This is a genomic window from Pseudomonas sp. ADAK18, assembly GCF_012935695.1.
GTDB lineage: Bacteria > Pseudomonadota > Gammaproteobacteria > Pseudomonadales > Pseudomonadaceae > Aquipseudomonas.
The window spans coordinates 5,662,306-5,674,573 of record NZ_CP052859.1 but is presented as its reverse complement, the minus strand read 5'-3'; the positions used below and the strand labels follow the sequence as shown (position 1 = coordinate 5,674,573).

Here is a 12,268-nt window from a genome sequence, read left to right as displayed (position 1 = left end):
GACCAGTGCCGTTGGGCGGCAAGGGCTGAATCAGTGCTGCTGTGTCACTTGGCCCAGATCATCACCCGACGTGGTCTGCATGTCGCTCTTGCGCAAGCCTGCCACTTCGCTGGCTTTCACCGGCGCACCTTTGTTGCCCCAACTGCCGCGAATGAAACTGACCACGTCCGCCACTTCCTGATCCGACAACCGCCAGGCAAATGCCGGCATGGTGAAGGTCGAAGGCGCGGTGTGAGTCGCCGGCAACGTACCGCCGTTCAACACGATGTTGATCAACGATGTGGCATCTGCCGTCTGCAGCACCGGATTACCTGCCAGTGCCGGGAATACCCGGGTGTAGCCATGGCCATCGGTACGGTGACACGCCGCGCAGTTGTCGATATAGACCGACGCCCCGGGCTTGCTGTCATCACCCTTCCACAGCGCGTCCGCTACCTGCTTGTCGTACTGATGCGGCTGATCCTGAGGATCAACGGCCGGCAAGCTCTTGAGGTAACGGGCGATAGCCGTCAGGTCTTCTTCCGACATGTACTGCATGCTGTGGACCACAACGTCGCTCATGCCGCCGAATACCGCGCTGCGATCACTGCGACCGGTCTTGAGAAATTGCACCAACTGCTCTTCGCTCCCACTGCCCAGGCCATCCTTGTGATCGCCACGCAAGCTTTTAGCGATCCAGCCCTCCAATGGCGCGCTGCCGGAGAGAAAGGCACTGCCTTCAGAGGCGCTCAAGGCTTTTTCCTGCATGGTCAGGGCCCGTGGCGTATGACACGCGCCGCAGTGGCCGAGGCCTTCAACAAGGTATGCACCACGGCTGATCACCGGATCGGCAGCGGTCTGGGCCTGAGCGCCAGAGACAGCAGGGGCAAACATCCAGCGCCAGGCCGCCAAAGGCCAACGCATGCTCAGGGGCCAGGGAATATCACTGTCCTTGTTCTCTTGCGCGACCGGCTCAACACCCTTCATGAAGTACGCATACAACGCCTGCATGTCGCTTTCGCTGACCCGCGCATAAGACGGGTAGGGCATGGCCGGGTAAAGGGTACTACCGCTTTTGGCGACGCCATGGCGCACGGCCCTGTCGAAGTCTTCGAAGCTGTAGTCCCCCAGGCCGGTTTTGTCCGGGGTGATGTTGGTGGAGTAGATCACGCCGATCGGGGTTTCCATCGGCAGGCCACCGGCAAAGGGTTTGCCACCCTTGGCGGTGTGGCAGGCCACGCAGTCACCGGCGCGGGCCAGGTACTCGCCCTGTTTGATCAAGTCGGTTTCAGCCGCGCTCACCGAACAACTGCTGAACAAGGCCAGGGAGGCGATAACGAATGCTTTCATGGTCATCGCTCCTTATGCCTGAACCAGTGGGCCGGGGTTTTTCAGGTATTGCTCGCGAATCGCCCGCGCCGACCAATAGGTCAGAGCAGCCACCAAGCCTGTAGGGTTGTAGCCCAAGCCTTGTGGGAACGCAGATGCCCCAGGGACAAACACGTTGTGCACGTCCCAACACTGCAAATAGCGGTTCAACGCGCTGGTTTTCGGATCGGTGCCCATGATCGCGCCACCGTTGAGGTGAGTCGTCTGGTAGGCCGCCGTATTGAAGTGCTCACCGACTTTCTTGCCCAACAAAGCAATCGCCTTGGGGTTCATCGCTTCGGCGATCTTGCTCATTTTATCGACCATGAAGCGGTTCATCTTGATGTCGTTTTCCTGCCAGTCGAAGGTCATGCGCAGCAGCGGCAGGCCGTAGGCATCGCGGTAAACCGGGTCCAGATCGAGGTAGTTGCCCCGGTAGGACTGATGGGCGCCATGGGCGTCCATCGACACTTGGTGGGTGTAGTAATCGGCAGTGGCACGCTTCCAGGCACTGCCCCAGGCCGGTGTGCCCGGCGGGTTGGACGTACCGGCAATCGGCCGGCTGCCCGCCTGGTTGACCCACATCGGTGAGCCGCCAACGAAGCCGTGGGGCCCGTGGTCGAAGTTGTCAGCGTTGAAATCATCCACCGCCACACCGTTGCCACCGGCGCCGATGAAGTTGTTGGTGTGCACATCCTTGTCGAAGAAAGCCTTGATGGTGGCCATATTCTGGTAGGCGAAGTTCCTACCCACCACGCCTTCACCGGAAATCGGATCGTAGGGTTTACCGATGCCCGACAGCAGCATCAATCGCACATTATGAAACTGGAAGGCGCCGAGGATCACCAGGTCCGCTGGCTGCTCGATCTCACGCCCCTGAGCATCGATGTAGGTCACGCCGGTGGCCTTGCTCTTGGTGCTGTCGAGATTGACCTTCAGTACGTGGGAATTCGGCCGCAGTTCAAAATTAGGCACCTGCTTCAAGGCCGGCAGGATGTTCACGTTCGGCGAGGCCTTGGAATACATGTAGCAGACATAACCACTGCAGAAGCCGCAGAAGTTGCACGGCCCCATCTGCGCGCCGTAAGGGTTGGTGTAAGGCCCCGAAGTATTGGCGGACGGCAGGTTGTACGGCTTGTAACCCACAGAATTGGCGGCCTGCTGGAACAGCTGCGCCGAGTAGGTGTTTTTCTGCGATTCCAGTGGGAAAGCGTTCGAACGATCAGGCGCATAAGGGTTACCACCTTTACCTTCGCCCACTAATTGGCCCTTCACCGTCCAGGCCTGGCCAGAGGTCCCGAAGACCTTTTCCGCATAGTCAAAAAACGGCTCCAACTCTTCATAGCTGACGCCGAAGTCCTGGATGGTCATGTCCTTGGGAATGAAGCTTTTCCCGTAGCGCTCTTCGTAATGGCTGCGCATGCGCAATTCAATAGGGTCGACGCGAAAGTGCACACCCGACCAGTGCAAACCGGCACCGCCGACACCGTTACCCGGCAGGAAGGCACCCAGCTGGCGATTGGGCAATGCTACGTCATTCACACTATGGCGAATGGTCACCGTCTCTTTGGAGATGTCCTGAAAGAGCTTTTTGCGAACGCTGTAGGTCAGTTCGTCGATGACCTGGGGATAGTTGCCGTCCGGGTAGGTGTCCTGCATCGGTCCGCGCTCAAGTGCAACGACGTGCAAACCCGCTTCGGTTAGTTCCTTGGCCATGATCGCGCCCGTCCAGCCGAAGCCGACGATGACCGCATCCACTTTCTTCATGATGGTTGCCATGCTTTACGCCCTCTCGCCACGGATAGAAACAGCCGGGAAGGGATATTGCTCGTTGCGTTCAACCCAATCCATGAAATCGGCGCGCGCGCCGGGAAAGCCGATCATGGTCCAGCCGACCATGCCTTTGTTGCCACCGTGGATCGGGTCGCAGAAGAACCCTTCCTTGGTGTTTTGTAGCAACAGATTGAAGAAAATCTTTGGCGGCACCGTGTCGAAATGCACCGCCATTTCAGCGCCGCCAGCCTCCAGACGCTTGAGCATATCGTCCTGGGTAGCGCTGTCTTGCCCAGCAAATACTTTACCGTTGAACGCCTTCGACCACTTATCCGTCGCGGCAATACCCAGGCGATAGATCTCCTTGGGCACCAATTTGCTCTGCCAGCCCATCTCAGGCGCAGCGTCGGCATTGAACGGCCCCTGCATGAACCACAGGGCGCCGCTGGCATAAGGAGTATTCATCTGGCGGTCGATGTATTCCGGCGCACCAGCTTCCAGGGCACCCGGACCTTGGGCATCCGCCGGGATCAGGCGTGCGACAGCCGCATTGATAAACGCCCATTCTTCGGCCGTGAAATAGCTTGGATCATAGGCCTTGCTGATGACAGGCGCCTTGGGTTCGCTGGCTTGAGCGGGTTCGGAGGATGCCATCAGCACCGAGCCACCCAGGCCCGTACTGGCGACGGTGACCACAGGGATCAAGGTCAAGGATTTGCGCAAAAACTCACGCCGGGGGTTGTCTCGATCTTGATCAGACATGGTGGCACCTCATCATGTGGTCACGGGTTTATCAGCCGCTTCAAGGAGCGACTTGTCTTTTTGGCAGCAAGTGGGATCCAGCCGACCCCGAAAAATAGAACACTGCAGCAATTAATAGTTACAAATGATAGCAGCCTAAGGATTAAGAAGAATCGATTCAGCCTGGAAATCTTACCGATCAACTGCAAAAACATTAGCATCAGGACGGATATTCACGATTCTTTGACGGGCACCTCACACGACGTTGACCCCTCATAGGCGAACCTGAACTCCATCAGCCATTTCCCTATTCGGTTACGCCGCGCATGTTCAAGAATCATTTGCTGCCTGCACTTTGCCTGTCGTTCATGACACTGTTTGCGGCCGTTCACGCCCAAGCCGACGACGCCACCCCCACCCGTCCGGCGGAATGGGCTCAGCCTGTGGCCAAGCAATACAACCTGTATCAAATGTCGCCCACGCTCTACCGCAGTGCGTTGCCCGACAGCACTGCCCTTCCCGTATTGGAAAGCCTCAAGATCGGCACGGTGATCAACTTCCTGCCGGAATCAGACGACAGCTGGCTGAAAAAGCCTGATATCAAACAGGTGCAATTGCCTTATCGCACCAACCATGTCGACGATGCCGACATCCTGGCTGCCCTGCGTGCCATCCAGACCGCTGAAGCCGACGGCCCGGTCTTGATGCACTGCAAGCATGGTTCGGATCGCACAGGATTGATTTCGGCGATGTACCGTGTGGTGGTGCAGGGCTGGAGCAAAGAAGATGCGCTGAACGAAATGACCTTGGGTGGCTTCGGCGACAGTTCCCACTTCAAAGATGGCGTTCGCTACATGATGAAGGCCGATATCGACAAACTGCGCACAGCGCTGGCCAATGGTGATTGCAGCACCAGCGCGTTTGCACTGTGCTCGATGAAGAGTTGGATTAATACGGCGAGCAGTGGCTCCTGACCCTAAACCAAGGTGTCCAGCATCACACCAAGAAATGCCTGCAATGAATCACGCAGTGATCGCGAGTTCCCTGGGGCCAATACGGCCTCGCGCAAGCAACGTCCCGTTTTCGGGTTGAACAACCCCTCGCGTTGGAACCGTTGAAAAGCTTCTTTTGCGAGAACACCTGACCATCGGTAGGAATATAAGCTGGCCGCATAACCTTGCATAATGTGAGTCAGTTGATTGGCCGGTCGTAAGCTAGACAACTCGGTGAGATGGCCGACGCGCGCAGCCGCGTCGTCGAGCACCTGCTTGACGCTGCGCCCATCGCCCCATGTCCTGTGCAACTCAAAATCGAATAGGGCACTGATCAGCAACTCGGCCGTGTCCCCGCTGGTTTGAATGGTGAGATGGGCCAGCTGTTTATCTGCCAGGTCGTTCGGCAGGCGCTCACCTGTCTGGTAGTGATGGGACAGCCAGATGAGTACCTCTGGATGGAAGCACCACTGCTCCAGAAACTCGCCAATAAACTCCGAAGTATCACGCCCATAACCCGACAAACTCGAAATCTCCCGGGATTCGGCACTTGTCAGCACTTGTTGCAAGCAGTGCCCAAACTCATGGAACAGAATTCTAAGCTGCGTGTGATCAAGCAAATAGGGAAGGTCGGGCGGCCCCTGCATGAAGTTGCACTGCAAGACAGCGATCGGACGCGTCAGTAAACCCTCTGCGTCTTTGTGTCGATCACGCAATGCAACCGTGCTTGGAACCTGATCTGACCCCTCGCGCCAAAAAGGCTCGAAGAACACATAGCCAATAACCTCGTTATATTCCCTCACCTCGAACAGACGAACCGACGCGGCCCACGTGTCAGAATCCGTGCGCTCAACGATCTGCACGCCAAACAATTGTTGGAGGAGCCCACATAAACGAAAGAGCGTGTCATCTAACGTAAAATATTCACGTAACTGTTCCGGCGAAACACCCGCAACTTGCAGGCGAAGCCTTTCCGAGAAAAAAGCATAGTCCCACAGCTTCAGGTCGAAGACGCCATAGGTAGCGGCAACAGCCTGTAGTTGCAGACGGTCACTGGCAAAGGCGGATTGCTCGTTTGCCAGCTGTTTCTGAAAGAAACCCAGTACTTGGTCCGTGGACTCGACCATCTGATTTTCAAGCGCCAACTGGGCAAAGTTGTCGTAACCCAGCAATTTGGCTATCTCATGACGCCCTTCCATCACCACCACCAGGTGGTCGCTGTTATCGTACAGCCCCGCGTGGGGCCCGATATCAGACGCTCGGCTAAAAAAAGCTTCACACACTTGCTGGCGCAACGTCCGGTTCTGGGCGTCAGTGATCAAACGCCGAACCGTCTCGGCCTCCAGTGTGACCAGCCATCCCGTCAATCCTTGCGCACGAGCCTTGGTCGCCATCGAGTCCTTGATTCTTGTTGGCACGCCCTCGAGCAATGCATCATCCTCGACATGCTTGCTCCACGCGGCGGTCGCTTGAATGAGCAGTTCGGAAAAATCGCTTTCAAGCTGTGCATTGGTCGCCGTCAAGTAAGTCAAACGGTCACGGTCAGTTGCCGGCAACGTGACACCTGACAGCCGATACCGCGACAGAATTTTCTCCAGTATGCGTTGACGTGACGGATCGAAAAGCGCCGCTATCGGGCTCTCATCAAGGCGTACGTATAGAGCGTACAGCTGAGCATTGACGGCCAGTTCGGCTCTATAACCGCTCAACTGCCTATGAAAGTCGCTGGCAGCGCTCTTCCAGCCACTGTCGACAGTAGAACTCAGTACAGTGACCATGTTTTGGGCAACATCGAGACGAGCGTAAATGTCATCCATGGCCAGCACCAAGTCATCCCACGTAGGGATCAGGGCCTGGGTTTGGATGATTTCGCCTACCTGACGGCGGCTGTCGGCAATCAGCGCCTGCGCCGCCGAAGCAAGATGCTCAGTACGAACCTGCGAGAAAGATGGCAGGTCAGAGACCTGTAACAACGGATTATGGTCGGGCATGGGTTCGATCCTTATCATCCTTGGACTGGAACTCAAAAGTCTAAGAAGAACGAACCCGGGCAAAGCAGTATCTATGTACATCGCCTTGCGCCTCGGTGGGGCGAAAGACGATGGCTATTTCAGTCAGTCTTTTTTCAGCTTCGGATTTGGAAAGAACTGCACCGCCTGCACCTTGGGATCCGGCACCTTCAACGCCGATGTATTGACCCGCGTGCCCAATTCCTTGGGCACCGAAAGACCTTGTTCATTGAGCGTGTCGGAATAACCGCAAGCCACGCATTCGCGGTGCGGCACATCGTCCTCGCTCCACATCATCAACTTGTCCGGCTCGCTGCACGCCGGGCAGACTGCCCCGGCGATAAAGCGCTTTTTGGTTTTCACAGGCCCTTCACTCATGCTGCTGCGTCCTCGGTCAGGCCGCTGTGGCGCAAGAGTGCGTCAATCGACGGCACACGTCCGCGAAAATCGACGAACAGCACCATCGGCGCCTGGGAACCACCACGGGCCAGGATCGCTTCGCGGAAGGCACGACCGGTTTCGGCGTTGAGCACACCGTCTTCCTCAAACTTGGAGAACGCATCCGCCGACAGCACTTCCGCCCACTTGTAGCTGTAGTAACCCGCGGCATAACCGCCAGCAAAGATATGGGCGAAGCTATTGGGGAAGCGGTTGTAGGCTGGCGGGCGCATCACCGAGACTTCGTCACGTACGCCCTCGAGCACTTGCAGCACGCTACGGCCATCGCCGTGGGTGGCGTGCAGTTCGAAGTCGAACAGGGAGAATTCCAGCTGACGCACCATCATCAGGCCGGACTGGAAATTCTTCGCCGCGAGCATTTTTCCAAGCAGGTCCTGAGGCAGCGGTTCGCCGGTCTCGTAGTGGCCGGAAATCAGTGCGAGGCCTTCCGGCTCCCAGCACCAGTTCTCCATGAACTGGCTTGGCAACTCCACCGCATCCCAGGCCACACCGTTGATGCCGGACACGCCAGCGTGTTCAACGCGGGTCAACAGGTGATGCAGGCCGTGGCCGAATTCGTGGAACAGCGTAGTCACTTCATCGTGAGTCAGCAGGGCAGGCTTGCCACTGTCGGCCGGGGTGAAGTTGCACACCAGGTTAGCCACCGGGCTTTGCAATACACCAGAGAGAGTGCGACGACGATCGCGGGCACCGTCCATCCAGGCGCCACCACGCTTGTTGGCGCGGGCGTACAGATCGAAGAAGAAGCGGCCAACGTGCTGGCCGTTTTCCTTGATTTCGAACAGGCGAACGTCCGGGTGCCAGGTGTCGAAGCCTTTCTGCTCGGCGATCTCGATGCCGTACAGGCGCTGGACGATGGCGAACAGGCCACTCAGCACCTTGTCGATGGGGAAGTAGGCGCGCAGGGCTTCCTGGGAAACGCTGTAACGCTGTTCACGCAGTTTTTCACCGTAGAAACCGCTGTCCCAGCTTTGCAGGTCCGGGCAGCCTTGTTCGGCGGCGTAGGCCTTGAGCTGTTGCAGATCCAGGGTAGCGAACGGCTTGCTGCGCTTGGCCAGGTCTCGCAGGAAACTCAGCACCTGGTCGCTGGACTCGGCCATTTTGGTGGCCAGACTCAGTTCGGAGAAAGACGCGAAGCCCAGCAGTTGAGCCAGTTCCTGACGCAGGTCGAGGATCTGTTCCATCACCGGACCGTTATCGTTCTGACCGGCATTCGGGCCTTGGTCCGACGCTCGAGTGCAGTAGGCTGCATAGACTTCTTCGCGCAGGGCGCGGTCGTGGGCGTAGGTCATCACCGCGTAGTAGCTGGGGAATTCCAGGGTGATCAGCCAACCATCAAGGCCCTTGGCCTGGGCAGCGGCGGCCATTTGTGCCTTGGCCGAATCAGTCAGGCCGGCGAGGGTAGCTTCGTCAGTGACGTGCTTGGTCCAGGCTTGGGTGGCGTCCAGCAATTGATTGGAGAAGCGGCTGCCCAACTCCGACAGCTTGCTCTGTACTTCGGCGTAACGCTTTTGCTGAGCTTCAGGCAGGTCGATACCCGACAGGCGGAAGTCCCGCAGCGAGTGCTCCAGAATAGTTTTTTGCGCCACATCGAAACCGGCCGCTTCCGGGCTGTTGGCCAAGGCCTCAAAGGCCTGGAACAGCTCGCGGTTCTGGCCCATCTCGGTGGAGTAGGCGCTCAACGCCGGCAGGCAAGCCTCGTAGGCTTCGCGCAACTCGGCGCTATTGCACACGGCATTCAGGTGGCTGACCGGGCTCCAAGCGGCGCCCAGGCGGTCATTGAGTTCGTCCATGGCCAGGATCAGCCCGGCCCAGGTCGGATTTTTTCCCTGGCTTTGCAGGATGCCTTCGATGGCGACACGGTTGTCGGCCAGGATCTGTTCGATGGCCGGTTGCACGTGCTCGGCACGGATCGCCGAGAACGGCGGCAGGTCGTAGGACTGCAGAAGAGGGTTGTTCGCGCTCACGGTGGACACCTTGGCTGAAGAAACATGTAAGAACAAAGATGGGGCCATCTTAATTACAATCAACGTCCACCGCAGCTATCAGCAGAAGAGAGAGAGCCTATCGTGACCCTTCGCACCTACCAGAACCACACGCCAGCCTTGAGTGCCGGGGCTTTTGTCGATGCATCGGCGGTGGTGATCGGCGATGTCGAAATCGGCACCGACAGCTCGGTCTGGCCGCTGACGGTGATTCGCGGCGACATGCACCGTATCCGCATTGGTGCGCGTACCAGCGTCCAGGACGGCTGCGTGCTGCACATTACCCATGCCGGCCCCTTCAACCCTGACGGTTTCCCGCTGCTGATCGGTGATGACGTGACCATCGCCCACAAGGTCATGCTGCATGGCTGCACGGTGGGCAGCCGGATCCTGATTGGCATGGGCAGCATCGTGATGGACGGCGCGGTGGTGGAGGACGATGTGATCATCGGCGCCGGCAGCCTGGTGCCGCCGGGCAAGAAACTCGAGAGTGGTTTTTTGTATGTCGGTAGCCCGGTGAAACAGATCCGGCCGTTGACTGACAAGGAACGCGCCTTTTTCACCTACAGCGCCGCGAACTACGTGAAGCTCAAAGACCTGCACCTGGCCGAAGGCTTCGACCAATGTTAAGGACACCCATGCATTACCAAACCGTTTTGTTCGACCTGGATGGCACCCTGACCGACCCTCGGGAAGGCATCACCCGCTCGATCCAGTACGCCCTCGCCAAACTGGGGATCGATGAGCCGGACCTGACCAAGCTGGAACACTTCATCGGCCCGCCGCTGCTGCAAGCGTTCATGCAGTTTTACGGCTTCGATGAGGCCAAGGCCTGGGAGGCGGTGAATTTTTACCGCGAGCGTTTCAAGGTCACCGGGCTGTATGAAAACCGTGTGTTCGACGGTGTCATGCCGCTACTTGAGGCGTTGAACGGCCAGGGCCGGCAGCTGTATGTCGCCACTTCCAAACCTTGGGAGTTTGCCCGTGAAATCGCCCGGCACTTTGATTTCGCCAAGCACTTCAAGGTGATCTACGGCAGCGAACTGGACGGCACGCGGACCAACAAAGTCGAGCTGATCGCCCACCTGATGGCCGAAGAGGGCCTGGACCCGGCCAACACCCTGATGATCGGCGACCGCAAACACGACCTGATCGGGGCCCACCGCAATGGGCTGGATGCGGCGGCCGTGGGGTACGGGTTTGGCAGTCATAAGGAATTGAGTGCAGAGTCGCCGGCCTGGCATTTTGAGACAGTGGCCGAGTTGCATCAGGCGTTTTTGCAAAAGCCATAAGATTGCTATCGCGGGCAAGCCCGCTCCCACATTTGGCCTGCGTATGTGGGAGCCGGGCTTGCCCACGATGAGGCCCTATTTGCCAACAACAGGATCAGGTCCCTCCAACCGAACCAGCGCCACCTTGCGCTCATCCACCGGCAACCCGCCCAGCTTCTCCACCGCCGCATAAAATTTCAGCCAATCCCCGCCCGACTGCCGAAACAACGCTGCAAACGATGGCACCCACCGGTCATACAACCCGAACGGCAATAGCCGCGCATTGTTCATTGGCGCATTAACCCAGGTGTCGTAGCGCTTATCACCGCTCCATTGAGCATCGCGCATCCGCCGGTAGTCGCTGCGAAAGCGCTCAAACTCAGCGGTTTTGGCGAGACGCATTGTGTCTACCGACACTGGCTGCGCATATAAGCGCTCCAGTCGCGCACGGGTGTCGAGAATCAGTTGAATAAACTGATCCCGCTGCTTCAACGCTGACTCACTGGCCGGTGGCAACCCGCGAGCCGCACGCCACTGGCGAGTACCTTCCTGCTCGACAAAGGTGGCAAACGACTCGTTGAACTCAGTGTCGTCCTTCACATAAAACCGCTGATGCGCCAGCTCATGAAAGATCAATGTGGCCAGGCGCTCATCGCCCCAGCTCATCATCGAACTCATGATCGGGTCATTGAACCAGCCCAAGGTTGAGTAGGCTTCGACGCCACCGATCGACACATCCATGCCTTGCTGCTGCAACAACGCCGCTTCACCCCGAGCGGCGCCCTGGCTGTAATAACCCCGGTAGGCCACGCAGCCGGCAATCGGAAAACAGTGAGTCTGGGGCAGCAGGGAAAATTCAGACGTGGCGAAGACATTCCAGACGACAAAGGGCCGGCCAATGTCGGCATACAGGCGGTAGCTTCGGTTGTCCGGAAGGTGCAGGTGCTGACTGGCGAAGGTGCGGGCCCTCTGCGATTGGGTCAGGTGATCGCGCAGGACCTGTGGTCGCGAAGGGTCTGCGATCACCTGGGCTACTGGTTCCCGGGCACGCAGCAGTTGCCATTGGCCGCTCGCCAACTGGCCGTAGTAACCCACGCTCGAACAACCGTTGAGCAGCCAAAGCATGAGACCCGGAAACAAAAACCGGAAATGACGATCAAGTAACCCATGACGTAAACACCAACGCCCAACCATTACCACCACCTCGCAGAGTCTGCCCGCCAGACTATCTCGCTTGCACGGAGTTTTGCCATGCGCATGTTCATGCTGACCGGTAGTGTGCTGATCCTGACAGGTTGTGTCGGGTTACCGGACCCCGATCCGGCCCAGGCCTGGATTGACCTCGACAACGGTCAGGAAGCGGCGCTGCACGCGCTGGAAGTCGATGACAAGGCCACCACCGACAAACGTTATTTCGAAGTGCCGCCGGGCCGCCATGAATTGACAGTGCGCTATCAATTCCCTGTCGAGGCCACCAACATCGGCCCCGATGCGCAGCGCCTGTGGCGTGATTGCCGGCTCAACCTGACGTTCAAGGATTTCAGCGCCGGCGAGCGCTACCAGGTGCATGCCGGCAGCACCGGTTTCAGGGCTTGGGCAAAATTGTATGACCAGGATCACAAGGTCATCAGCCAAGCCAAACCCGCGGGCTGCCAACAGAGTTGATCGGCGCTATGCTGGAGCTATTCCTA

General features: G+C 58.2%; 11 protein-coding genes. 4 read left to right on the top strand and 7 right to left on the bottom strand.

The features are described 5' to 3' along the window. Positions 1-30: 30 nt before the first annotated feature. The 3 genes from HKK55_RS25790 to HKK55_RS25780 are packed head-to-tail and all read right to left on the bottom strand — an operon-like array spanning position 31 to position 3,882. On the bottom strand, positions 31-1,329 hold the full coding sequence (locus HKK55_RS25790; protein WP_169357197.1) for a cytochrome c: 1,299 nt from the start codon (positions 1,327-1,329) through the stop codon (positions 31-33). A gap of 12 nt (positions 1,330-1,341) precedes the next feature. Continuing rightward, positions 1,342-3,126, bottom strand: a complete 1,785-nt coding sequence (locus tag HKK55_RS25785) for a GMC family oxidoreductase (protein WP_169357196.1) — start codon at positions 3,124-3,126, stop codon at positions 1,342-1,344. Positions 3,127-3,129: 3 nt separating this feature from the next. Next, on the bottom strand, positions 3,130-3,882 hold the full coding sequence (locus tag HKK55_RS25780; RefSeq protein WP_169357195.1) for a gluconate 2-dehydrogenase subunit 3 family protein: 753 nt from the start codon (positions 3,880-3,882) through the stop codon (positions 3,130-3,132). Positions 3,883-4,187: 305 nt separating this feature from the next. Between HKK55_RS25780 and HKK55_RS25775 the strand changes: the two genes are divergently transcribed. Then, complete coding sequence (locus tag HKK55_RS25775; protein WP_169357194.1) at positions 4,188-4,835, top strand: dual specificity protein phosphatase family protein; 648 nt, start codon at positions 4,188-4,190, stop codon at positions 4,833-4,835. A gap of 2 nt (positions 4,836-4,837) precedes the next feature. Here the strand turns inward: HKK55_RS25775 and HKK55_RS25770 are convergent, their stop codons facing one another. The 3 genes from HKK55_RS25770 to prlC all read right to left on the bottom strand — a co-directional run bounded on the left by HKK55_RS25770 (position 4,838) and on the right by prlC (position 9,336). Beyond that, positions 4,838-6,844 carry a M3 family metallopeptidase gene (locus tag HKK55_RS25770; protein ID WP_169357193.1) on the bottom strand — a complete coding sequence of 669 codons (2,007 nt, stop codon included), beginning with the start codon at positions 6,842-6,844 and terminating at the stop codon, positions 4,838-4,840. Positions 6,845-6,967: 123 nt separating this feature from the next. Continuing rightward, entirely contained in the window at positions 6,968-7,240 is a 273-nt protein-coding gene (locus HKK55_RS25765) for a YheV family putative zinc ribbon protein (protein ID WP_169357192.1), read from the bottom strand. After that, positions 7,237-9,336 carry an oligopeptidase A gene (prlC, locus tag HKK55_RS25760; RefSeq protein ID WP_178128862.1) on the bottom strand — a complete coding sequence of 700 codons (2,100 nt, stop codon included), beginning with the start codon at positions 9,334-9,336 and terminating at the stop codon, positions 7,237-7,239. Before prlC ends, HKK55_RS25765 begins: the two co-directional genes overlap by 4 nt. Positions 9,337-9,390: 54 nt before the next feature. On the opposite strand from prlC, the gene HKK55_RS25755 reads away from it, so the two are divergent. Both HKK55_RS25755 and HKK55_RS25750 read left to right on the top strand, forming a co-directional pair. Continuing rightward, positions 9,391-9,936 carry a gamma carbonic anhydrase family protein gene (locus HKK55_RS25755; RefSeq protein WP_169357190.1) on the top strand — a complete coding sequence of 182 codons (546 nt, stop codon included), beginning with the start codon at positions 9,391-9,393 and terminating at the stop codon, positions 9,934-9,936. An 8-nt stretch (positions 9,937-9,944) separates the two neighbouring features. Continuing rightward, positions 9,945-10,598 carry an HAD family hydrolase gene (locus HKK55_RS25750; RefSeq protein WP_169357189.1) on the top strand — a complete coding sequence of 218 codons (654 nt, stop codon included), beginning with the start codon at positions 9,945-9,947 and terminating at the stop codon, positions 10,596-10,598. Between the two features lie 75 nt (positions 10,599-10,673). On the opposite strand, the gene HKK55_RS25745 is transcribed toward HKK55_RS25750, so the two are convergent. Beyond that, entirely contained in the window at positions 10,674-11,702 is a 1,029-nt protein-coding gene (locus HKK55_RS25745) for an aminopeptidase (protein ID WP_169357188.1), read from the bottom strand. Between the two features lie 126 nt (positions 11,703-11,828). Here HKK55_RS25745 and HKK55_RS25740 point away from each other — a divergent pair, with 126 nt between their 5' ends. Further along, positions 11,829-12,242: a hypothetical protein gene (locus HKK55_RS25740; protein ID WP_169357187.1), complete on the top strand. Its 414-nt coding sequence runs from the start codon at positions 11,829-11,831 to the stop codon at positions 12,240-12,242. The last annotated feature ends 26 nt before the right edge of the window (positions 12,243-12,268 follow it).

Excerpts from the sequence above, each read along its gene's own strand:
- HKK55_RS25790 (WP_169357197.1), bottom strand. The coding sequence starts at position 1,329 with ATGAAAGCATTCGTTATCGCCTCCCTGGCCTTGTTCAGCAGTTGTTCG.
- HKK55_RS25785 (WP_169357196.1), bottom strand. The coding sequence starts at position 3,126 with ATGGCAACCATCATGAAGAAAGTGGATGCGGTCATCGTCGGCTTCGGC.
- HKK55_RS25780 (WP_169357195.1), bottom strand. The coding sequence starts at position 3,882 with ATGTCTGATCAAGATCGAGACAACCCCCGGCGTGAGTTTTTGCGCAAA.
- HKK55_RS25775 (WP_169357194.1), top strand. The coding sequence starts at position 4,188 with ATGTTCAAGAATCATTTGCTGCCTGCACTTTGCCTGTCGTTCATGACA.
- HKK55_RS25770 (WP_169357193.1), bottom strand. The coding sequence starts at position 6,844 with ATGCCCGACCATAATCCGTTGTTACAGGTCTCTGACCTGCCATCTTTC.
- HKK55_RS25765 (WP_169357192.1), bottom strand. The coding sequence starts at position 7,240 with ATGAGTGAAGGGCCTGTGAAAACCAAAAAGCGCTTTATCGCCGGGGCA.
- prlC (WP_178128862.1), bottom strand. The coding sequence starts at position 9,336 with ATGGCCCCATCTTTGTTCTTACATGTTTCTTCAGCCAAGGTGTCCACC.
- HKK55_RS25750 (WP_169357189.1), top strand. The coding sequence starts at position 9,945 with ATGCATTACCAAACCGTTTTGTTCGACCTGGATGGCACCCTGACCGAC.
- HKK55_RS25745 (WP_169357188.1), bottom strand. The coding sequence starts at position 11,702 with ATGCTTTGGCTGCTCAACGGTTGTTCGAGCGTGGGTTACTACGGCCAG.
- HKK55_RS25740 (WP_169357187.1), top strand. The coding sequence starts at position 11,829 with ATGCGCATGTTCATGCTGACCGGTAGTGTGCTGATCCTGACAGGTTGT.